General features: G+C 65.7%; 16 protein-coding genes. 15 read left to right on the forward strand and 1 reads right to left on the reverse strand.

Annotation, left to right across the window (positions count from 1 at the left end; genetic code table 11):
• The first annotated feature begins 92 nt into the window (after nucleotides 1-92).
• From E3T41_RS10915 to E3T41_RS10980, 14 genes are all read left to right on the forward strand, one after another.
• Nucleotides 93-719: a TetR/AcrR family transcriptional regulator gene (locus E3T41_RS10915; protein ID WP_241991132.1), complete on the forward strand. Its 627-nt coding sequence runs from the start codon at nucleotides 93-95 to the stop codon at nucleotides 717-719.
• A 28-nt stretch (nucleotides 720-747) separates the two neighbouring features.
• On the forward strand, nucleotides 748-3,660 hold the full coding sequence (locus E3T41_RS10920; protein ID WP_134478553.1) for an MMPL family transporter: 2,913 nt from the start codon (nucleotides 748-750) through the stop codon (nucleotides 3,658-3,660).
• The gene (locus E3T41_RS10925) at nucleotides 3,657-5,582 is read left to right on the forward strand and encodes a YhgE/Pip family protein (RefSeq protein WP_134478555.1); all 1,926 of its coding nucleotides are present in this window, start codon (nucleotides 3,657-3,659) and stop codon (nucleotides 5,580-5,582) included. Before E3T41_RS10920 ends, E3T41_RS10925 begins: the two co-directional genes overlap by 4 nt.
• Before the next feature lie 92 nt (nucleotides 5,583-5,674).
• Nucleotides 5,675-7,975: a bifunctional alpha,alpha-trehalose-phosphate synthase (UDP-forming)/trehalose-phosphatase gene (locus E3T41_RS10930; protein ID WP_092449286.1), complete on the forward strand. Its 2,301-nt coding sequence runs from the start codon at nucleotides 5,675-5,677 to the stop codon at nucleotides 7,973-7,975.
• A 46-nt stretch (nucleotides 7,976-8,021) separates the two neighbouring features.
• Entirely contained in the window at nucleotides 8,022-9,716 is a 1,695-nt protein-coding gene (gene ilvD, locus E3T41_RS10935; RefSeq protein ID WP_104132618.1) for a dihydroxy-acid dehydratase, read from the forward strand.
• 86 nt (nucleotides 9,717-9,802) lie between these two features.
• Nucleotides 9,803-11,611: an acetolactate synthase large subunit gene (locus tag E3T41_RS10940; RefSeq protein ID WP_092449284.1), complete on the forward strand. Its 1,809-nt coding sequence runs from the start codon at nucleotides 9,803-9,805 to the stop codon at nucleotides 11,609-11,611.
• Between the two features lie 2 nt (nucleotides 11,612-11,613).
• Nucleotides 11,614-12,123 carry an acetolactate synthase small subunit gene (ilvN, locus tag E3T41_RS10945; RefSeq protein WP_092449283.1) on the forward strand — a complete coding sequence of 170 codons (510 nt, stop codon included), beginning with the start codon at nucleotides 11,614-11,616 and terminating at the stop codon, nucleotides 12,121-12,123.
• A 46-nt stretch (nucleotides 12,124-12,169) separates the two neighbouring features.
• Complete coding sequence (ilvC, locus tag E3T41_RS10950) at nucleotides 12,170-13,198, forward strand: ketol-acid reductoisomerase (RefSeq protein ID WP_092449282.1); 1,029 nt, start codon at nucleotides 12,170-12,172, stop codon at nucleotides 13,196-13,198.
• A gap of 84 nt (nucleotides 13,199-13,282) precedes the next feature.
• On the forward strand, nucleotides 13,283-13,957 hold the full coding sequence (locus tag E3T41_RS10955) for a DUF998 domain-containing protein (protein WP_092449281.1): 675 nt from the start codon (nucleotides 13,283-13,285) through the stop codon (nucleotides 13,955-13,957).
• Between the two features lie 86 nt (nucleotides 13,958-14,043).
• Nucleotides 14,044-15,687 carry an alkaline phosphatase gene (locus E3T41_RS10960; RefSeq protein WP_134478557.1) on the forward strand — a complete coding sequence of 548 codons (1,644 nt, stop codon included), beginning with the start codon at nucleotides 14,044-14,046 and terminating at the stop codon, nucleotides 15,685-15,687.
• A gap of 23 nt (nucleotides 15,688-15,710) precedes the next feature.
• Nucleotides 15,711-17,009: an alkaline phosphatase family protein gene (locus E3T41_RS10965; protein ID WP_092449438.1), complete on the forward strand. Its 1,299-nt coding sequence runs from the start codon at nucleotides 15,711-15,713 to the stop codon at nucleotides 17,007-17,009.
• Between the two features lie 158 nt (nucleotides 17,010-17,167).
• Nucleotides 17,168-18,466 carry an Nramp family divalent metal transporter gene (locus E3T41_RS10970; protein ID WP_092449279.1) on the forward strand — a complete coding sequence of 433 codons (1,299 nt, stop codon included), beginning with the start codon at nucleotides 17,168-17,170 and terminating at the stop codon, nucleotides 18,464-18,466.
• Nucleotides 18,467-18,495: 29 nt separating this feature from the next.
• On the forward strand, nucleotides 18,496-18,990 hold the full coding sequence (locus E3T41_RS10975) for a DNA polymerase III subunit gamma/tau (protein WP_134478559.1): 495 nt from the start codon (nucleotides 18,496-18,498) through the stop codon (nucleotides 18,988-18,990).
• The gene (locus tag E3T41_RS10980; RefSeq protein WP_092449277.1) at nucleotides 18,987-19,361 is read left to right on the forward strand and encodes a hypothetical protein; all 375 of its coding nucleotides are present in this window, start codon (nucleotides 18,987-18,989) and stop codon (nucleotides 19,359-19,361) included. Before E3T41_RS10975 ends, E3T41_RS10980 begins: the two co-directional genes overlap by 4 nt.
• Here the strand turns inward: E3T41_RS10980 and E3T41_RS10985 are convergent, their stop codons facing one another.
• Nucleotides 19,362-19,757, reverse strand: a complete 396-nt coding sequence (locus tag E3T41_RS10985) for a DoxX family membrane protein (RefSeq protein WP_092449276.1) — start codon at nucleotides 19,755-19,757, stop codon at nucleotides 19,362-19,364.
• A gap of 86 nt (nucleotides 19,758-19,843) precedes the next feature.
• On the opposite strand from E3T41_RS10985, the gene serA reads away from it, so the two are divergent.
• Nucleotides 19,844-21,436: a phosphoglycerate dehydrogenase gene (gene serA / locus E3T41_RS10990; RefSeq protein WP_134478561.1), complete on the forward strand. Its 1,593-nt coding sequence runs from the start codon at nucleotides 19,844-19,846 to the stop codon at nucleotides 21,434-21,436.
• The last annotated feature ends 65 nt before the right edge of the window (nucleotides 21,437-21,501 follow it).

Here is a 21,501-nt window from a genome sequence, read left to right on the forward strand (position 1 = left end):
CCCCGGCCTGGGCAAACCCGAATAGGCTGAGAAAAACCCCTGAACTGACCGATCGGACAGGATCTGACCGATCGGTCAACTAGCCTGTGGTCGTGCCCATTCTTCCTGCGACATCCGCTGCACCGCCGGCCGGCGGCATCCGCTCACAAACCGGCGCCGACCTGCGCCAGGTCGCGCTGACCCAGTTCGCGTCGGTGGGATTCGCGGCAACCTCGCTGCAGAATATTGCCGACATCGCGGGCTTCTCCAAATCCAGCGTGCTCTACCACTTCGCCTCCAAGGAGATGCTGCTCGAGCAGGTGCTCACGCCGGCCATCGACCAGCTCGAGGTCGTTCTCGACCGCTTCGTGACCGAGCCCGAGACCATTGCCACCCGTGAGCGGTTCGTCGATGACTTCATCGACTTTCTGCTCGAGTTTCGGCTGGAACTGCACACCTTCATCAACCAGGCCCAGTCGCTGCGCGGCATCGCCATCATCGACCGGGCCGGACTGCTCATCGTTCGTCTCGCCGCGAGTATCTGCCACGACGACGCGAGCAATGAAGACCGCCTGCGGTTCGGCTTCGCCCTCGGCGGTGCCGCCTACTCGCTCGTGGCCGGCATGACCTTTCTGGGCGAGGCCACCCTGCCCGACGACGACCTGCGCCCGGCGCTGCGCACCGTGATGACCGAACTGCTCGCCCCCGTCTCCGTACACCCGCGCCCCGCTCACTCCTGAATTTCTGCGCCGTCCGAAAGTAGTTTTCATGGCAACCGTTCTGTATCGTCTCGGCCACTTCGCCTACCGGCGGGCCTGGCTCGTCATCGGCATCTGGGTGCTGCTGCTCGCCGGCATCTTCGGCGGCGGCATGGCCCTCAACGGCCAGACGCAGGAGTCCTACGCGATCCCCGGCACCGAGTCGCAGGATGCCATCGACTCGCTCGCCGCAGTGTTCCCCTCGGCGGCCGGCGCGCAGGTGCAGGTCGTTTATCACGTGCCGAGCGGGGCATCCATTGATGATGCGCCGTACCGGGCCGCCATCGAAAGCATGGCCACAGAGATCGGCGTCATCGACGGCGTCGACACCGTGATCACCCCGTTCAGCGACTACGCAGCGGATGCCGTCTCGAGCGACTCCGAGACCGCTTTCAGTCAGGTGGCGCTCACTGGGCAATCCACCGACGTGTCCACGGACACCCTCGACGCCCTCGTGGCCACTCGGTCGATCGGGGAGGACGCCGGCTTGCAGGTCGCGTTCGGCGGCCAGGTCTTCCAGGACAACACCTTCGGTATCACCGTCACCGAGGTGCTCGGCGTGCTCTTCGCCGGCGTCGTGCTGCTCATCACCTTCGGTTCCCTGCTCGCCGCCGGCATGCCGCTTCTCATGGCCATGATCGGCGTCGGCGTCGCGATCGGCGGCATCACCGCGGTGAGCGCCTTCGTCTCGGTCTCGAGCACCGCCCCCATGCTCGCGCTCATGCTCGGGCTCGCGGTCGGCATCGACTACTCGCTGTTCATTTTGTCGCGGCATCGATCCCAGCTGGCTACCGGCATGAAACCGCACGAATCGGCCGCGACGGCCGTCGCCACCGCCGGTGGCGCCGTGGTCTTTGCCGGCATCACCGTGATCATCGCCCTGCTCGGACTACTGGTGGTCGGCATCCCCTTCTTGAGCGTGATGGGACTCGGCGCCGCATTCGCCGTGCTGGTCTCGATCGGCGTGGCCGTGACCCTGCTGCCCGCCGTGCTCGGCGTGGTCAAGGGCAAACTCATCCCCAAAGTCGGCGGACGGGCCCACCGTCGGGCGACCACCCCCGACGATGGAAGACCGACCCTGGGCCGGCGCTGGGTCGGACTGGTACTCAAGGCCCCGATCGTCGCCGTCATTGTGGTGGTCGGCGTGCTGGGAACCCTCGCCATTCCCGCACTCAGCCTCGACCTCAACCTGCCGGACGGCGGCTCCGAACCGGCCGGCTCGACCCAGCGGGAGGCCTACCAACTCATCAACGACGGCTTCGGCCCCGGCTACAACGGCCCGCTCGTCGTCGTCGTCGACATCACCCAGACCACCGACATCTTCGGTGACCTCGACACCATCGGCGCCCAGATTCGCGACCTGCCGGGCGTCGCCTACGTGGGCACGGGTACCCCAAACCCCACCGTCGACACGGCCATCATTCAGGTGATGCCCGACAGCGCACCGGATGCCGCGGCCACGAAAGACCTCGTGCAAATGATTCGAGACCTCGGCCCGGGCATCACCGCGAGCCTCGGCACCCCGATCGCCGTCACCGGCGCGACTGCCGTCGGCATAGACATCTCCAACCGGCTGACCGACGCGCTCATTCCCTTCGCGCTCATCGTGGTTGGGCTCTCGATCATTCTGCTCATGATGGTGTTTCGCTCCGTCTTCGTGCCGATCAAGGCCGCGCTCGGCTTTTTACTGTCGGTGTTCGCCGCCATCGGCGCCACCGTGGCGATCTTTCAGTGGGGCTGGTTTCCCGACCTGTTCGGCGTAGAAAACCCCGGCCCCATCCTCAGCTTTCTGCCAATTCTGCTCATGGCGGTCTTGTTCGGCCTCGCGATGGACTACGAGGTGTTCCTCGTCTCGGGAATGCGCGAGGAATTCGTGCGCACCGGCAACGCCCGGCAATCGATCATCCACGGCTTCGCCCATGCCGGCCGGGTTGTCACCGCCGCGGCCCTGATCATGTTCTTCGTCTTCTTCGCGTTCGTCCCCGACGGCACCGGCGCCATCAAAGGCATCGCCTTCGCGCTGGCTGTAGGGGTCATGCTCGACGCCTTCCTGGTGCGCATGACGCTCGTTCCGGCCGCGATGGCACTCGCCGGAAACGCCGCCTGGTGGCTGCCACGCTGGCTCGGGCGGCTGCTGCCGAACGTCGATATCGAGGGGGAAGGACTGCGCCAGCACCTGCACGACAGCGCGTGGGCGGCGGAGCAGACCGATGCGATCACGGCCGATGAAGTCGTCTTCGGCCTCGAGACCGCGCCGATCGGTCCGCTCAGCCTGAGTATTCCGGCTGGTTCGCTCGTGCGGCTCACCGGCACGGCCGGTCACCGCCGGGTATTCGCGGCCACCCTCGCCGGACGACTTGATCCGGTCAGCGGACGACTGCAGGTGCTCGGCTACCCGCTGCCATCCGACCGGCAGCAGACCCTGCGCCGGGTTGCCCTCGCCGATATCGGTGAGCATCGGGACACCGAGATCACCGTCGGAGAACTGCTCGCCGAACGGCTGCGGCTCACCCTGCCCTGGTACCGGACTGCCGCGGTCGCTAGCCGTCGCGCCGTCTGGATCAGCAGTATTAACCGGGCCCTGGGTGCCGGTCAGTCGGTGACGGCCGCCACGACGATTTCGGCGCTACCGGCCCACGGTCGGGCGACCGTGCTGGTCGCGGCGGCGCTCACCGAACGCCCCGGTGTGGTCTTCGTCGACCTCGGTGAGGGCCTCCCCGAGCCCTTTCTGGGCCGGGACCTGGCGACGGTACTGGCCATGCTGGCACCCCCGACAACCACGCTGGTGCTCGGCGCTGCACGCTTCGACATCGATGGCCCGGAATCGGCGCACGATCGACCGTGGCAGCAGATCGATCTCGACGCGCCAGTTGACGACGACCTGATGATGGATTCCCTCGATGGAAAGGCTCTGCAGCGATGAGCACCGCACTCGACAAACTGTTCAGCCGTACCGCGCGGCAGCGGCGGCTGACCGTCGCCGCTCTCGTGGCCGTCGTGGTCGCCGTGCCGCTCGCCGTGGCCGGACTGTTCACGGTGGCTCTCGTCTCGGCCGATGACCGGGTCGACACCATTCCCGCGATCGTCGTGAACAACGACGAATTCGTCACGACCACCCTGCCGGACGGCACCGAACAACAGGTTCTAGCCGGTCGATTGCTCGTGACCGAACTGACCGCGCCCAGCGCCAGCGATGCCAGCACGGCCGGATTCGACTGGACTATCTCCAACACGGCCGACGCGCAAGCGGCGCTCGCCGCCGGAGACGCCTACGCGATTCTGACCATCCCCAGCGATTTCTCCGCCTCGATCAACTCGCTCTCGGGCAGCACCCCGGTGCAGGCAGACCTCGATATTCGCACCGATGATGCCCATTCCTACCTCGCCGGCTCGCTGGCCCAATCGGTCGGCTCGGCCATGACGGGCGCCTTCGGCCAGGCGATCACCGCGCAGTATCTCGAAGGCCTGTACACGAATCTCGCCCTGCTTGGCTCGTCCCTAACGGATGCCGCCGACGGCGCGGCCGCGCTCTCCACCGGTGTGAGTGGGGTCAAGGCCGGCCTCGATTCCCTTGCGGCCGGCACGGCGACCGCCGCTACCGGGGCGGCATCCGCTGCCAGCGGAGCGACGAGTTATGCCTCGGGCGTGGCCTCCTATACCGACGGCGTCACCGGGCTGAGCGCGGGGCTGACCGAGCTGAAGTCCGGCGCCGGCGCGCTGGCTCCGCTCGAAACCGGGCTCCCGGCCTACGCCTCGGGAGTGCAGGGAACGGCGGCAGCGTTCACGGCCCTCAACGCGCAGATGCAGGCTGACCCGAACGTCGCAGCCTACGCCGGCGCGCTCGCGCAAATTCAGGGCGGCCTCACCGCACTCGGCGCCCAAAGCCCGGGCATCGGGGCAGCTGGCACCGGAATTGGGTCGGTGCTGGACGGCATCTCGTCGAGTGCGAACGGTGCGCTTACGCTCGCGGCCGGCGGCCCAGCCTTGTCAAGCGGCGCAAGCGATCTCGCGACCGGTGTGCAGGGAATTTCCGCCGGGCTCGGTACCCTCGCTTCCGGCACCCAGTCGGCCCAGGCCGGGACGCACGCACTGGAAGCCGGGGCCGCCGAGCTCGCGACCGGGCTGGCGGACGGCGCGGCGGGGGCATCCGTTTTCACCGATACCGATACCGATGCCGCGACCACCGCCGCGGTCGTCTCCGAGCCGGTCAGTGTCACGACCGAGCGCGACCACTTGATCGACTCAGCCGGCCCGATCATCGGCATGATTTTCGTGCCGGTCGGCCTGTGGATCGGCGCCCTCGTCGTCTTTCTGCTGTTCAAACCGCTCACAGCATCCGCCCTGGCGTCGACGACGAGCACCGGCCGGTTGCTGCGTCGCGGCCTCGGCCGGGCCTTCGCCATCGTTGCCGGCCAAGCCGTTCTGGTCACCGTGCTGCTGCATACCGCCCTCGATGTGGCGTGGACGCTGCTGCCGGCCACCCTCGGCTTCGCCCTGCTGTTGGCCTTCGTGTTCGTGGCCGTGCAGCACTGGCTGAGCGTCGCGTTCGGTCGGGTCGGCATCGTCATCTCGCTCGTGCTGCTCGCCCTGCAACTCGCCGCGGCGAGTGGGCTGTACCCGATCGAACTCGTCGCCGCCCCATTCCAGGCGTTGAGCCCCTTTCTGCCGCTGACCTGGGCCGTGAACGGCCTGCAGGCGATTGTCAGTGAAAGCGGGGGAGCGGATGTTGCCGCCGCCGCCGCAATACTGCTCCTGTTCGCGATCGGTAGCGTGCTGCTCTCGTTCTGGAGTGTGGCCCGAGCGCGCGGAGCCCGCTCGTTCGGGCTGGGGCTGGCCAGGGCGTAGGGCGCGGTGCCCCCATGAGACTGGGGGGCGACTGGTATCCTTGGGAGGGCAACACAGGCGCGCACCGCGGGTGTGCCCGGAACGGATGATCCATTACTTATTCAGCCGACTCCACGCGGTTCGACCGCGACCAGACCGCACTCGACGATTCAGGGGCTGACGCTGCGCCCGATGACACCGCAACCGGTGCGTACACGCTCGTCGTCGTCTCCAACCGGCTGCCGGTCGATTTCGAGGAGGGCGACGACGGTGCCGTCACCTGGCGCACTTCACCCGGCGGCCTGGTCACCGCACTCGAACCGCTCATGCGTGCGTCAAACGGCGCCTGGGTCGGCTGGCCCGGCGTCGCTGATCGCTCCTTTGCGCCGTTCGATAATGACGGCATCTCGCTCGTGCCCGTGCGGCTCAACGAAGAAGACATTGAGGACTACTACGAGGGCTTCTCCAACGACACCCTCTGGCCGCTCTACCACGACGTTATTGCGCCGCCGAGCTATCACCGCGAAACCTGGGACGCCTACGTCAGGGTGAACCGTCGATTCGCTGCCGCCGCCGCAGCGGTCGCCGCCCCCGGAGCCACGGTCTGGGTGCACGACTACCAGCTGCAGCTCGTTCCGCGCCTGCTGCGGGAGGCCCGCCCCGACCTCGTCATCGGCTTCTTCAATCACATTCCATTTCCGCCATATGGCATTTATGCTCAGCTGCCCTGGCGTAAACAGATTCTGCACGGCCTGCTCGGCGCCGACGTTATCGGCTTTCAACGAGTAGCGGATGCCGGCAATTTCTCCCAAGCGGTGCGTCGCCTCTATGGCTATGCCACCCGCGGCGTCGTTATCGACGTGCCCACCGGTGACAACGGCCAGAGCGGCCAGACAGGGGAGACTCGTCGTGTCATCGCCAAGCACTTTCCCATCTCGATCGACGCGGCCGCCTATGAAGAACTGGCTAGACGCCCCGATATCCAGGCCCGCGCACGTCAGATTCGGGAGGACCTCGGCAACCCGAAAACGCTCATGCTGGGTGTCGACCGGCTCGACTACACCAAGGGCATCGGCCACCGCATCAAGGCCTTCGGGGAACTGCTCGCCGACGGACGCCTGAGTGTCGAAGACGTCACCCTGGTGCAGATCGCGAGCCCGTCCCGCGAACGGGTCAGCACCTATATGGCCCTGCGCGACGAGATTGAACTCGCCGTCGGTCGACTCAACGGTGACTTCTCCACGATCAGCCACACCGCCATCAGCTATCACCACCACAGCTACCCGCGTGAAGAAATGGTCGCGATGTATCTCGCCGCTGACGTCATGCTCGTCACCGCGCTGCGTGACGGTATGAACCTCGTCGCCAAGGAATACGTCGCCGTGCGCTTCGATGCCGACGGGGTGCTCGTGCTGAGCGAGTTCGCCGGCGCCGCCGATGAACTCAAACAGGCCATCCTGATTAATCCGCACGACATCGACGGAACCAAGGACGCCATCGTGCGCGCGGTCGAGATGCCCCGGCGGGAACGCGCTAGACGTATGCGGTCGCTGCGCCGCAAGGTCGCGGAGAACGATGTTGCCGCCTGGTCGGCCTCGTTCCTGCGGGCCCTCACCGGCGGCGCTGCCGTGGCGGCCGGAATCCCCGACGATCTCGACCTGGCCTTGCAGAGTCTTGCCGGTGCCGAGAACGTGCTCATCGCCCTCGACTTCGACGGAACGCTGGCCCCGCACGTTGACCACCCCGAAGACGCCCGTGCAATCACCGGCACCCGGGAAGCCGTTCAAGCCCTGCTCGACCTGCCCGGGGTGCGCGTAGCCTTCGTTTCTGGGCGCGCCCTGGTGAGTCTGCAGCACGTTGCCCAGCCGCAGAGTTCGGTGTTGCTCACCGGCTCGCACGGCATCGAGGTTCAGCTGGACACCCCCGAGATTGAACTCAACCTGGTCTCCTCTGAGCTCGAACAGCTCGACACCCTTGCCCGGGTGCTCACCAGCATCTCCGGATCGATTGCCGGGACCACCATCGAGCGCAAGCCCGCCGGTCTGGCCCTGCACACCCGGCTCGCGACCGAGAAAGACGGCCAAACTGCCCAGCGCGAGGCAAGGGAACAGCTCACCGATCAGCTGCCCGGACTTACCGTTCGCGAAGGTAAGAACGTGCTGGAATTCTCGGTACGCTCCAGCACCAAGGGCGATGCCCTCGAGAAGCTGCGCGAGTACACCGGGGCCGACCGGGTGTTCTACGCTGGCGACGATGTGACCGATGAAGACGCCTTCGCGGCATTGCGTGACGACGATCTCGGCCTCAAGATCGGCCAGGGCGCGACCCTCGCCGGCTACCGGGTGCGCAGCCCCAAGGAAGTCACTCAGGTCCTCGTGCGCATCGCCGCACTCCGTGCTGGCCTTGCGCTCTGAGGCCCCATTGAAAATAGAGGGCGCCCTGAGGTTCTAGACTCGGGGCATGTCTGAGATCGATGTGAAACCCCGTAGCCGCGCCGTCACGGATGGAATCGAGGCCACCACATCTCGTGGAATGCTTCGCGCCGTCGGCATGGGCGACGCCGACTGGGACAAGCCCCAGATCGGCATTGCGAGTTCGTGGAACGAGATCACGCCGTGCAACCTCTCGCTCGACCGCCTCGCCCAGGCCGCCAAAGAAGGCGTGCACTCCGGTGGCGGCTACCCGCTGCAGTTCGGCACCATCTCGGTCAGCGACGGCATTTCGATGGGCCACGAGGGCATGCACTTCTCGCTCGTCTCGCGTGAGGTCATCGCTGACTCGGTCGAGGTCGTCATGCAGGCCGAACGTCTCGACGGCAGCGTGCTGCTGGCCGGTTGCGACAAATCCCTGCCCGGCATGCTCATGGCCGCCGCCCGCCTCGACCTCGCCAGCGTGTTCCTCTACGCCGGATCGATCGCCCCGGGCTGGGTCAAACTTTCCGACGGCACCGAAAAAGACATCACCATCATCGACGCGTTCGAGGCCGTCGGCGCCGTCAAGGCCGGCCGCATGAGTGAAGCGGATGCGAAGCGCATCGAGTGCGCGTTCGCTCCGGGCGAGGGCGCCTGCGGCGGTATGTACACCGCGAACACCATGGCCAGTGTCGCGGAAGCCCTCGGAATGAGTCTGCCCGGCTCGGCAAGCCCGGCATCCGCTGACCGTCGCCGTGACTATTTCGCCCACCGCTCGGGCGAGGCCGTGGTCAACATGCTGCGCCTCGGTATCACCGCCCGCGACATCCTCACCCGCAAGGCATTCGAGAACGCCATCGCCGTGGCCATGGCCTTCGGCGGCTCCACCAACGTCGTGCTGCACCTGCTCGCCATCGCCCGCGAGGCCGAGGTCGAGCTGACCCTCGACGACTTCAACCGCATCGGCGACAAGGTTCCGCACATCGGCGACCTCAAGCCGTTCGGCAAGTACGTCATGAACGACGTGGACCGCCAGGGCGGCGTGCCCGTCGTCATGCGTGCGCTGCTCGAGGCCGGCCTGATCCACGGCGACGCGCTCACCGTGACCGGCAAGACCGTCGCCGAGAACCTCGCCGAGATCGACCCACCCGACCTCGACGGTGAGGTGCTGCGCACCCTCGACAACCCGATCCACAAGAGCGGTGGCATTACCATCCTCAAGGGCAGCTTCGCGCCCGAAGGTGCTGTGGTGAAGACCGCCGGCTTCGACGCCGCCGTCTTCGAAGGCCCCGCCCGGGTGTTCGAGCGAGAGCGCGCAGCGATGGACGCCCTGACCGAGGGGAAAATCTACAAGGGTGACGTCGTCATCATCCGCTACGAAGGCCCGAAGGGCGGGCCGGGAATGCGCGAAATGCTCTCGATCACCGCCGCCATCAAGGGCGCTGGGCTCGGCTCCGATGTACTACTATTAACGGACGGTCGATTCTCAGGCGGCACAACCGGACTGTGCATCGGCCACATAGCACCCGAAGCGGTGGACGCAGGTCCAATCGCCTTCGTGCGCGATGGGGATCTGATACGGGTCGATATCGCAGCTCGCACGCTTGACCTACTGGTCGCACCTGCTGAGCTGGCCGCCCGGCAAGTCGGCTGGGCGCCTCTTCCCCCGCGCTATACCCGGGGCGTCCTGGCAAAGTACGCAAAGCTCGTGCATTCCGCCGCCGAAGGCGCCATCACCGGCTGACGCTGCGCACCGGCTCACCGGCACACCCCGTGGGGACACGCTGATAGATGTCGCAAGACCGATTTCAAAGTAGGGATTCTACGATCATGACCACGGAAACCACGCCTGTGCCCTCGGCCCCCGCGTCCGCGGAGCCGGAAATGCTCACCGGTTCTGGGGCGATCATTCGCACCCTGGAGCTGCTCGGTGTTACCGACGTTTTCGGTATCCCCGGCGGCGCCGTCATCCCGCTGTACGACGAGCTGATGACGCAAACCAAGATCCGCCACATTCTGGTGCGCCACGAACAGGGTGCCGGTCATGCCGCCGAGGGTTATGCCTCCGCAACCGGCCGGGTCGGCGTGGCGATCGCCACGAGCGGACCGGGTGCCACCAACCTGGTCACGGCCATTGCAGACGCCTACATGGACTCGGTCCCGCTGCTCGCGATCACCGGCCAGGTCTTCTCGACGTCCATGGGAACGGATGCCTTCCAGGAGGCCGACATCATCGGCATCACGATGCCGATCACCAAGCACTCCTTCCTGGCTCGCCGGGCAGAGGAGATTCCGGCGGCCATCGCCTCGGCGTACCACATCGCCTCGACCGGACGCCCCGGCCCGGTGCTCGTCGACATCACCAAGGACGCGCAGCAGAACTTGGCACCGTTCATCTGGCCGCCGAAGCTCGACCTTCCTGGTTACCGGCCGATCGTCAAGGCCCACGGCAAGCAGGTGCAGGTTGCGGCCCAGTTGCTGCTCAATGCCAAGAAGCCGGTGCTCTACGTGGGCGGCGGTGTGATCCGGGCCAAGGCCTCACCCGAGCTCCTCGTGCTCGCCGAGACGACCGGCGCACCGGTCGTGACCACCCTGATGGCACGTGGCGCCTTCCCCGACTCGCACCCGCAGCACCTCGGAATGCCGGGCATGCACGGCACCGTTCCCGCCGTGCTCGCGCTGCAGGAGAGCGACCTCATCATTTCGTTCGGAGCACGCTTCGACGACCGGGTGACCGGAAAGATCAGCGAATTCGCCCCGAATGCGAAGATCGTGCACGTTGACGTCGACCCGGCCGAAATCTCCAAGATTCGTCTGGCCGATGTACCCATCGTCGGTGATGCCAAAGATGTCATCGCCGATCTCATCGTTGCCTGGCAGGAGGCGGTTCAGGCCGCCGCCCCCGACGCCGGTGTTCCCGACACCGCTGAGTGGTGGACCTACCTGCGTGGCTTGAAAGACGAGTTCCCGCTCGGCTTCACCGAGCCCACCGACGGCCTGTTGGCCCCGCAGTACGTGATCCAGCGAATCGGCGAGCTCACCGGCCCGGAAGCGGTCTACGCGGCCGGCGTTGGCCAGCACCAGATGTGGGCGGCGCAGTACATCAAGTACGAGCGTCCCAATTCCTGGCTCAACTCGGGCGGAGCCGGCACTATGGGGTACTCGGTTCCCGCGGCGATGGGCGCCAAGGTCGCCGAGCCGGACCGCGTGGTCTGGTCGATCGACGGCGACGGTTGCTTCCAGATGACCAACCAGGAACTCGCCACCTGCACGATCAACAAGATCCCGATCAAGGTCGCGATCATCAACAACTCCTCCCTCGGCATGGTGCGCCAGTGGCAGTCGCTGTTTTACGACGGGCGGCACTCCTTCACCGACCTGAACACCGGTCACGGCACCGCCATGGTTCCGGACTTCATCAAGATGGCGGATGCCTATGGTGCGCTCGGAATTCGGGTCACCAGCAAGGACCAGGTCGATGACGCCATCAAACTGGCCCTCGCCACCAATGACCGCCCCGTCGTCATCGACTTCATTGTGAGCCCCGGCGCCATGGTGTGGCCGATGGTTCCGCAGGGAGTCAGTAACAGTTTCGTTCAGTACGCCAAAGACCATGCACCCACCTGGGGAGACGAGTAACCGTGACGAGCCACGTTCTGAGCCTGCTCGTCGAGGACAAGCCCGGCCTGCTCACACGCGTCGCTGGCCTGTTCGCGCGTCGGGGCTTCAATATTGAGAGCCTCGCCGTGGGGCACAGCGAGATCGCCGGGCTGTCCCGCATCACGATTCTGGTTGACGTCGAGGACATCCCGCTTGAGCAGGTGACGAAGCAGCTCAACAAGCTGATCAATGTGATCAAGATCGTCGAACTCGACCCCACCCAGTCGGTGCAGCGCGAACACCTCCTGATCAAGGTCAAGGTGGACAACACGACCCGGTCGCAGGTGCTCGAAGCGGTCACCCTGTTCCGAGCCCGGGTCGTCGACGTCGCCGCCGACGCCCTCGTCATCGAGGTCACCGGTGACACCGGCAAGACCCAGGCGTTCTTGCGCATTCTCGAGCCGTTCGGAATTCGTGAACTTGCGCAGTCGGGCATGCTCGCCATCGGCCGCGGTTCCAAATCGATTACCGAGCGCGTCTTCAAAAACTAACGGTTTCAACTTTTTCTACTAATCAATTCACGAGGAGAAATACACATTGTCTGAGATTTTCTACGACAAAGACGCCGACCTGTCGATCATTCAGGGCAAGAAGGTGGCCGTCATCGGCTACGGCTCGCAGGGTCACGCCCACGCGCAGAACCTGCGCGACTCCGGCGTCGAGGTCAAGATCGGCCTGAAGGACGGCTCCAAGAGCAAGGCCAAGGCCGAAGAAGCCGGCTTCACCGTGCTGTCCACAGCGGATGCCGCGGCCTGGGCCGACGTCATCGTCATCCTCGCGCCCGACCAGGTGCAGCGTCACCTGTACAAGGACGACGTGCTGCCGAACCTGGCTGCCGGTAAGGCCCTCGTCTTCGGACACGGATTCAACATCCGCTTCGGGTACATCACGGCGCCCGACGGCGTTGACGTCGTCATGGTCGCCCCGAAGGGTCCGGGCCACACCGTGCGCCGCGAGTTCGAAGCCGGTCGCGGCGTTCCCGTGATCGTCGCCGTCGAGAAGGACGCCTCGGGCAACGCCTGGCCGCTCACCCTCAGCTACGCCAAGGCGATCGGTGGCCTGCGCGCCGCCGGCATCAAGACCACCTTCACCGAAGAAACCGAAACCGACCTGTTCGGCGAGCAGGCAGTGCTCTGCGGCGGTACCTCACAGCTGATCCAGTACGGCTTCGAGGTTCTCACCGAGGCCGGCTACCAGCCGCAGGTTGCGTACTTTGAGGTGCTGCACGAGCTCAAGCTCATCGTCGACCTCATGTGGGAGGGTGGCATCGCCAAGCAGCGTTGGAGCGTCTCCGACACCGCCGAGTACGGCGACTACGTCTCCGGCCCGCGCGTCATCGACCCGAGCGTCAAGGAGAACATGAAGGCCGTTCTCGCCGACATCCAGAGCGGCGCGTTCGCCGAGCGCTTCATCGCCGACCAGGACAACGGCGGAGTCGAGTTTCTCGCCCTGCGCAAGAAGGGCGAAGAGCACCCGATCGAGGCCACCGGCCGCAGCCTGCGCAAGCTCTTCGCGTGGAATGCCTCGAACGACGACGACTACACCGACGGTTCGGTGTCGCGCTAAGCATCCGCTTAGATTGAGGAAGGGGTTCTCGTTCGCGAGAGCCCCTTCTTCGTTCCCCGGCACGAGCGTCGAAAGGGCAGACGAATGACAACGGATGCCGTGGGCACCGAAAATCAAACGGTGTGGCGCAACCGCATGTCGGCCCTGGCCATGCTCGGCGTGTGCCTCTACGTGTTCATCGACGTGGCGCTGCAATTTCTGCCGCCGCACTACAGCCCGATCAGCGACGCCGAGAGCAACCTCGCGGTCGGGCCGTTCGGCTGGATCATGAACCTCAATTTTCTCGGGCGAGCGGTGTTCTGCGTCGCCGCCGTAGTGGCGATCGCGCTGGCGGCCAGGCTGCTGGTCCCACGGCGTCGGGACCTGCTGCTCGGCGCCGGCCTCGGGCTGTTTCTTGTTGGGGGAGCCAGCTCGGCCGTGCTCGCTTTCTTTCCGACCGATGTCAGCGCGTCCCACGAGAGCACCCTGCAGACGTCGACCACCGTCGGCGCCATCCACCTGGCCGTAGCGTCCTTCGGCTTCGTCGCGGCCCTGATCGCCATCCTGCTACTTACGGCCTGGTTGCGCATCCGCCGGGTTATGCCGCGGGTGCAGCCGTGGGCGATAGTTTTCGCGGCGTTCACCCTGACCGGTCTGCTCGCAGTGGTCGCCGCCAGTGCCTGGGCGCCCGGTGTGGTCGGGCTCGCGGAGCGCGTGGCCCTCGTGGGTATTCTGGGGTGGACGTGGTGCGTGAGCGCCGGAATCCGTCGACTGGCCTGACTTACACCAGCCGGCCCGCGCTGAACACTCGGTGAACAGAATGATCTCACTGCTAAGTATTCGGCAGTCGCCCCCAAACTGGGGTGATGTCTACTCTCTCTCGACGTGATCTCTTCTCGGCCGGTGTTTTCGTTGTTGCCGGCGCCGCAGCAGCGACCGTGGGCGGCCAGCCAGCCAGCTCGAACGCCGCCGTCCTGTCCGCCGGCACCCGATTCGACCACGGCGTTGCCTCCGGAGACCCGCTGCCCGACGGCATCCTGCTCTGGACTCGGGTCACTCCGATGACCGAAACCGTACCCGGGTCGGGCCTGGGCCCCGACGTCTCGGTGACCTGGGAGGTGGCCGAGGACTCGGGCTTTTTGCGGGTCGCAGCGAAGGGCACGACCATAACCGGTGCAGCCCGGGATCACACGGTGAAGGCGACACCCACCGGGCTGCGGCCGTCCACCATCTACTGGTTTCGCTTCAGGTCCGGCGGAGTCGCCTCCCCGGTCGGTCGCACCAAGACAGCCCCGGCCGCCGGTGTCGCCATCGATCGCCTGCGCCTCGGTGTCGTGTCCTGCGCCAACCTGCAGGCGGGCTTCTTCACCGCGTACCGCCACCTCGCCGATCGCGGCGACCTCGACGTCGTGCTGCACCTCGGGGACTACCTCTACGAATACGGCGTCGGTGAGTACCAGGCCCGTGACGTGGTCGTGCGGCCACACGACCCCACGACCGAAATGATCACCCTCGAGCACTACCGTCGTCGGCACGCGCAGTACAAATCCGACCTCGACCTGCAGTCGCTGCACGCCGCGGTGCCCGTCATCGTCACCTGGGACGACCACGAATCCGCCAACGATGCCTGGTCGGAGGGCGCCGAAAACCACGCCGAGGGCGCCGAGGGCACCTGGAAGGCGCGGCGGGAGGCGTCCCAGCAGGCTTATGCCGAGTGGATGCCGGTGCGCTACGACGTGGGCGGCCAGCTCTATCGTCGCTTCGGCTTCGGCGACCTGGCGAGTGTGTCGATGCTCGACCTGCGCAGCTACCGCAGCGAGCAGGCCGCGAACATGGTCAGCGCCGACATCTCCAGCCCCGACCGCACCATCACCGGCACCGCACAAATGGACTGGCTCCTCGACGGGTTCACGCAAACCGACACGCAGTGGAAACTGGTGGGGAACCCGGTCATGATCGCGCCGGTGCGCTTTCCGTCGACGTTGTCCACCGCCGAGATCGGGGGAGTGCAGGCCCTCCTTGGCACCACGACGATCGACGGCGTGCCGTACAACGTCGACCAGTGGGACGGCTACGCCGCCGATCGCAGTCGTGTGATCAGTCACCTGCGCGACCACGGCGTCACGGATACCGTCTTCCTCACCGGGGACATCCATTCCGGCTGGGCCTGCGACATTCCGGCCGACCCGCTGACCTACCCGACAACCGGCACCTCCGTCGCCACCGAACTGGTCTGCACCTCGGTGACCAGCGACAATCTCGACGACATTCTCGGGGTGCCGCCGCGCACCGCGTCCCTCGCCGTTGAAACCGCGTTCCGGACCGCGAACCCGCACGTCAAATACCTCGACTTCGACTCGCACGGCTTCTCCGTGCTCGAGGTGACACCGGCAGCGGTGCGGATGGACTGGTACGTGCTGTCGGAGCGCACCAGCCCGGCGTCCACGAGTTCACTGTCGACGTCGTTCCGGGTCGCGGCCGGTACGCAGACGGTGACGGCCGCGTTGTGAGCGGCCTCGATTCGCTGACAGCGGTGAGCCAAGCAGACGGCATCGCCAACCGTCGGACATTTCTCAAGATCGCCGTGGGCGCCGGAGCTGCCGTCGTGCTGTCCGCTGCGCCGGGAGCGGCCTGGGCCGCGACATCCGCTGCTGCAGACCCAAGAGCCCCCGCCGCCCGTACTCGGGTGTACGTGCTGGTCATTGACGGATGCCGCCCCGACGAGATCACGCCCGAGCTCACACCCCGCCTGCACGCGCTGCGTACACAGGGCGTCAATTTTCCGGCGGCCCGGTCGCTCCCCATCATGGAGACCATCCCCAATCACGTCATGATGATGACCGGCGTCCGGCCGGACCGCTCCGGTGTTCCGGCGAATGCCGTCTACGACCGTGCTGAAGGTGTTGTGCGCAACCTGGACCGACCGAGCGATTTGCGGTTTCCGACCGTGCTGGAGCGGCTGCGAACCGGTGGCCTGACCACCGGATCGGTGCTCAGCAAGGAGTACCTGTTCGGAATATTCGGCGAACGCGCGACCTACCGGTGGGAGCCGGCGCCGCTCGTACCGGTGAGCGGCCACGCGCCCGACCAGTTCACGATGGACGCCCTCATCGCCATGGTCACGGCGTCCGACCCCGACCTGGTCTTCGCCAACTTCGGCGACATCGACCGGTTCGGGCATTCTGACGAAACCGGCTCTTCGGTCAAGATCGCCCGCACCGCCTCTCTTGCCCGGAGCGACTCTCAGATCGGTCGTTTCGTCGATCACCTGGTCACTGTCGGGCTCTGGGAGAGCAGTGTCATCATGGTGCTCGCCGACCACTCGATGGATTGGTCGATCCCCTCGAACCTGATCTCGATTGATCTGATTTTGCAGGATCACCCAGAACTGCGCGAGCAGGTCGTCATCGGTCAGAACGGCGGCGCCGACCTAGTGTACTGGGTGGGCAGCGACGCCGGCCGTGCTGCCGGACTCGCCGAAGTCCGTGCTTTGGTCACGGCCCACGAGGGGGTGCTCGCGGTGCATGAACCGGCAGAGCTGCGACTGGGCGCAAACGCCGGTAACCTCGTGGCCTACTGCCGGGCGGGCTGGCGTTTTTCTGATCCGGGCGTGCTGTCGAATCCGATTCCGGGCAATCACGGGCATCCGACGACGGAGCCGATTCCGTTCTTCATCTCCGGTGGAAGCCCGCGCGTGCGCACCGGAATCACCCTGTCGGACCCGGCGCGCACGATGGACGTAGCACCGACGGTGGCCGCTTTTTTCGGTCTCGCAGCGCCGGCCGGTGGCTATGACGGAGTCGACCGGGCGGTGGCCTTCACCTCCGTGTGAAAACCCGTTGATTACCCCATTATGGGTAGAGTCGAGGAATGCACCGGTCGCATGGCCGGTTCCGCTGGTCCTGTGCACCGATGCACAGCTTCGCCGCAAGTCCTGCAAAACGGGGGCCTGTGGGGCCTCCTTTCCACTCGCGTAAGGCCGGTACCACCATGACCTCAGGCAACAACACCGGCGACGTCAAGCTGGTCTCCCCTGCCCCCCTCGACGACGGTCCGCTTCCCAAATGGAAGATCGTTGGCCCCGGACTGGTCGTGGCCGCGACCGGCGTCGGAGCCGCCGACATGGTTGCCACCCTCGTCGCCGGATCCCGATACGGCTACGCCCTGCTCTGGGCGGTCATTCTCGGCGTGATCCTTAAGATCGTGCTGGTCGAGGGCGCCGGCCGGTACACCCTCGCTACCGGCATGACCATCTTCGAGGGCTGGCGGTCCCTCGGCAAGTGGACCACTTGGTACTTCGGGCCGTACATTATGTTGTGGGGATTCGTCTACGGGGCCACAGCCATGTCCTCCGCTGCCCTGCCCCTCGCCGCACTGTTTCCAGTCTTTCCGCTGCCGGTCTGGGCCGTTCTCATGGGTCTCGCCGGTCTGACCATGGTCTGGTTCGGCCGCTACGCCTTCTTCGAGAAGGTCACAGCAGTGCTCGTCGGCATCATGTTCATCACCGTCGTCGGCCTCGCCGTCATCGCCGTGCCCGACTTTCCGGCCATGCTCACCGGCCTCGTGCCGATCATTCCTGAGGGGGGAGTGCTTTACACGCTCGCTTTGGCCGGCGGTGTCGGCGGCACCATCACCCTCGCCGCCTACGGCTACTGGCTGCGCGAAAAGGGTTGGTCCACTCCGCGCTGGATGAAAGTCATGCGCATCGACAACCGCATGGCCTACGTCATGACCGGCATCTTCGTCGTCGCCATGCTCATCGTCGGCGCCGAGGTGGTCGCCGCTGCCGGTATCACCCTGAGCGCGGGGGACAAGGGACTGCTCGACCTCTCCACGGTGCTCAACGAGAAGTACGGCGTCGTCGTCGGTACCGGATTTCTGGTGGGCTTCTGGGCGGCATCGTTCTCATCGATCATCGGTGTGTGGAACGGCGTGAGCCTCATGTTCGCCGACTTCTGGGGCAATATGCGCGGTAAGAAGTCCGGCCACCCCGACACCCTCGTCGGTGGCAAATACTTCAAGTTCTACCTGTTATGGCTCACCTTTCCGCCCATGATCCTGTTTTTGCTCGGCTCACCGATCGGCCTCATTCTGGCCTACGGCGTACTTGGCTCACTGTTCATGCCGTTTCTCGCCATCACCCTGCTGGGACTGTTGAACGGCAAGCGCATCCCGCGGGAATGGCGCAATAAGTGGTTCACCAACGGTGCGCTGGGCATCTGCGCGCTGCTCTTCATCGTGTTGGGCGTGCAACAACTGGTCACCGCTCTGAAGCCGCTGTTCGGGTAGCTTCGGCGGCAACCGGATACTCTGGAAAAATGAATGCGACACGCGACGACGATGCGCTGAACTGGGCCGGTGACGACGACCCGACGTTGGCTCCCGGGGGAACCGGTCGGGCCGCGCCAGAGACGACCAGCCTGCCGGAGGGGTGGACCACCCCCAAAAAGGATGCTGCCCCCACCGACATCGCAGCGGATGCCGAGAAGACCGAATCGGATGGCGCGGCCGCGAGCTCGGCCGCCCTGGTGGGCATGGGCATCCTCGCCGGAATGTACCTGCTCTACTCGATCGGCTGGTTCATTGGCGTGTCCCGTCTCGCGCGTTCGACGGTTCTCACTTCGGGCGATCCCGTCGCCGATTTTATGACCTCCCTCGGCGGTTGGTTGGCCGTGGCGGCACCCGTGATCTGGTTTGGGGCGACCTTCTGGCTCACCCTGAGCCAGCCGCGCGCACGCTGGGTCTGGTTGCTGATCGGCGCGGTCGTTTTGATTCCCGTGCCCTTCCTGCTCGGATCGGGGCTCCCCGGATGAGCGACCTCGAGCCCACCGGCACCGTTGGTACGAATACCGTGCACCGTCGCCGCCCGCCGCGCTGGATCCTGCTGACCATCGCACTGTTCATCGGGCTGTTCTACGCCTACGACGTCTGGGAAGCCATCGGCAACCTGGTCGGTCTGAATTTGCAGGCGCAGTCCCTCGACACCCAGCTGAGCGGCTTCGGCTGGGCCGTGCTGATCTTTGCGGTACTCCTGCCGGTGCTGGTCTACGCCCTGGCCTTCTGGCTCGGCCGCAACCGGGCCTTCGGAGTGCAGGCGCTGACCCTGCTCGTCGGACTCTGTGCTGTTGCTGCCCTGTCGCTCGACATCGCCACGGTGTTCGGCCTCGGTCGGCTGATCGCCTGACTAGATCACGGCGACCACGATCAGAGCCATCAGCACCAGTTGGGCGATGAGTCGGGGAACGAACGGAATCGCGATCCGCCCGAATCGTTTCTTGTGCCGGGCGGCATAGGCGTTAGCCGGAAACACCGCCGCCAGAAACAGCACGAGAGCCCCAGCAGCTAGCAGCATAGTCGGGGGATACAGCAACCCGAAGCCGCCGGCCAGCTCGCACAGCCCGGTGAACAGTACGAGGTTGGTCGGGTTGGTCCAGCCCGCCGTGCGCAGTCGCGGCGGAATCATCGCCGCCATGGTGCGCTGCACCGAGGGCAGAAAATGGATGATCCCGGCGCCGATGAAGACCACCGCGAGAATAACCCGCAGGGCCAGTTGGAGTCCGTCTATTACGTCGCTGCTCATGGCTCTATTGTGCAGCCGGTAGGGTGGAAAAAGAGTGGCGCCTATTGCCCTGCCACCAACACCCGCAATCTAAGGATCCGATTTTATTGTCGAAGCCCGTCGTCCTGATCGCCGAAGAACTTTCCCCCGCCACCGTCGATGCTCTCGGGCCCGACTTTGACATTCACCAGGTAGACGGCACGGATCGCTCCGCGCTGTTCGCCGAGCTCGCCACCGCGCAGGCCGTTCTGGTGCGCTCCGCCACCAAAATGGATGCCGAAGCGATTCAGGCCGCTCCGTTCCTGAAGGTCATCGCTCGTGCGGGCGTCGGCCTGGACAACGTTGATATTAAGGCGGCCACCGCGGCCGGCGTCATGGTCGTCAACGCTCCCACCTCCAACATCATCTCGGCCGCTGAGCTGACCGTCGGGCACATCCTGAGCCTCGCCCGTCACATCCCCGCCGCCTCCGGCGCTCTCGCCGACGGTCAGTGGAAGCGCTCCAAGTACACCGGCACCGAGCTGTACGAAAAGACCATCGGCATCATCGGTCTCGGCCGCATCGGCGCCCTGATCACCGCGCGCATGCAGGCCTTCGGCACCAACGTCATCGCCTACGACCCCTACATCACCTCGGCGCGCGCCCAGCAGCTCGGCGTGACCCCGGTCACCCTCGATGAACTGCTCGCGCAGTCCGACTTCGTCACGATTCACATGCCGAAGACGCCGGAGACCACCGGAATGATCGGTGCAGCCCAGCTCAAGCTCATGAAGCCGACCGCGTTCGTCGTCAACGTCGCCCGCGGCGGACTCATCGACGAAGACGCACTGCACGAAGCCCTCGTCGCCGGCACCATCGCCGGCGCCGGCCTCGACGTGTTCGTCAGTGAACCGCCGACCGGCTCGCCGCTGCTCGGCCTCGACAACATCATCACCACGCCGCACCTCGGTGCGTCGACCGACGAGGCGCAGGAGAAGGCCGGCGTCTCCGTCGCCAAGTCCGTGTGCCTCGCACTGTCGGGCGAGCTCGTGCCCGACGCGGTCAACGTCGCCGGTGGCGTCATCGATCCCTACGTGCGTCCCGGCATCCCGCTGGTCGAAAAGCTCGGCCAGGTCTTCTCCGGTCTCGCCGCCCACAGCCCGCTCACGAGCGTCGACATCGAGGTGCGCGGCGAACTCGTCGAGTACGACGTCAGCGTGCTCAAGCTCGCCGCGCTCAAGGGCATCTTCACCAACGTGGTCAGCGAAACCGTCTCCTACGTCAACGCGCCGCTGTTGGCCGATCAGCGCGGTGTCACCGTGCGCATGCTCACCGACGCTGAATCGCCCGAGTATCGCAACGTGATCACCCTGCGCGGAGCCCTTGCCGATGGTTCGCAGGTCTCCGTCTCGGGTACCCTTACCGGCACCAAGCAGATCGAGAAGATCGTCGAGATCAACGGTTACGACGTCGAGGTTCCGTTCGCCAAGAACCTTATCGTCATGCTTTACACCGACCGCCCCGGAATCGTCGCCGTGTATGGCCGCGAATTCGGTAACGCCACCATTAACATCGCCGGCATGCAGATCGCCCGCCACGTGGCCGGCGGCAAGGCTCTCAGCGTTCTGACCGTCGACTCCGAGGTTCCGGCCGGTCTGCTGGCCTCTGTTCGCGCGGCCATCGAAGCCGAGATCATGGTGGAGATCGTCCTCACCGACTAGCTCTCTTCAAAACGGATGCGAGTGGGCAGAGGCAAGGCCGGCGCCCACTCGCATCCGCTGTTAAA

Source organism: Cryobacterium sp. Hh38 (assembly GCF_004403235.1).
Classification (GTDB): domain Bacteria; phylum Actinomycetota; class Actinomycetes; order Actinomycetales; family Microbacteriaceae; genus Cryobacterium; species Cryobacterium levicorallinum.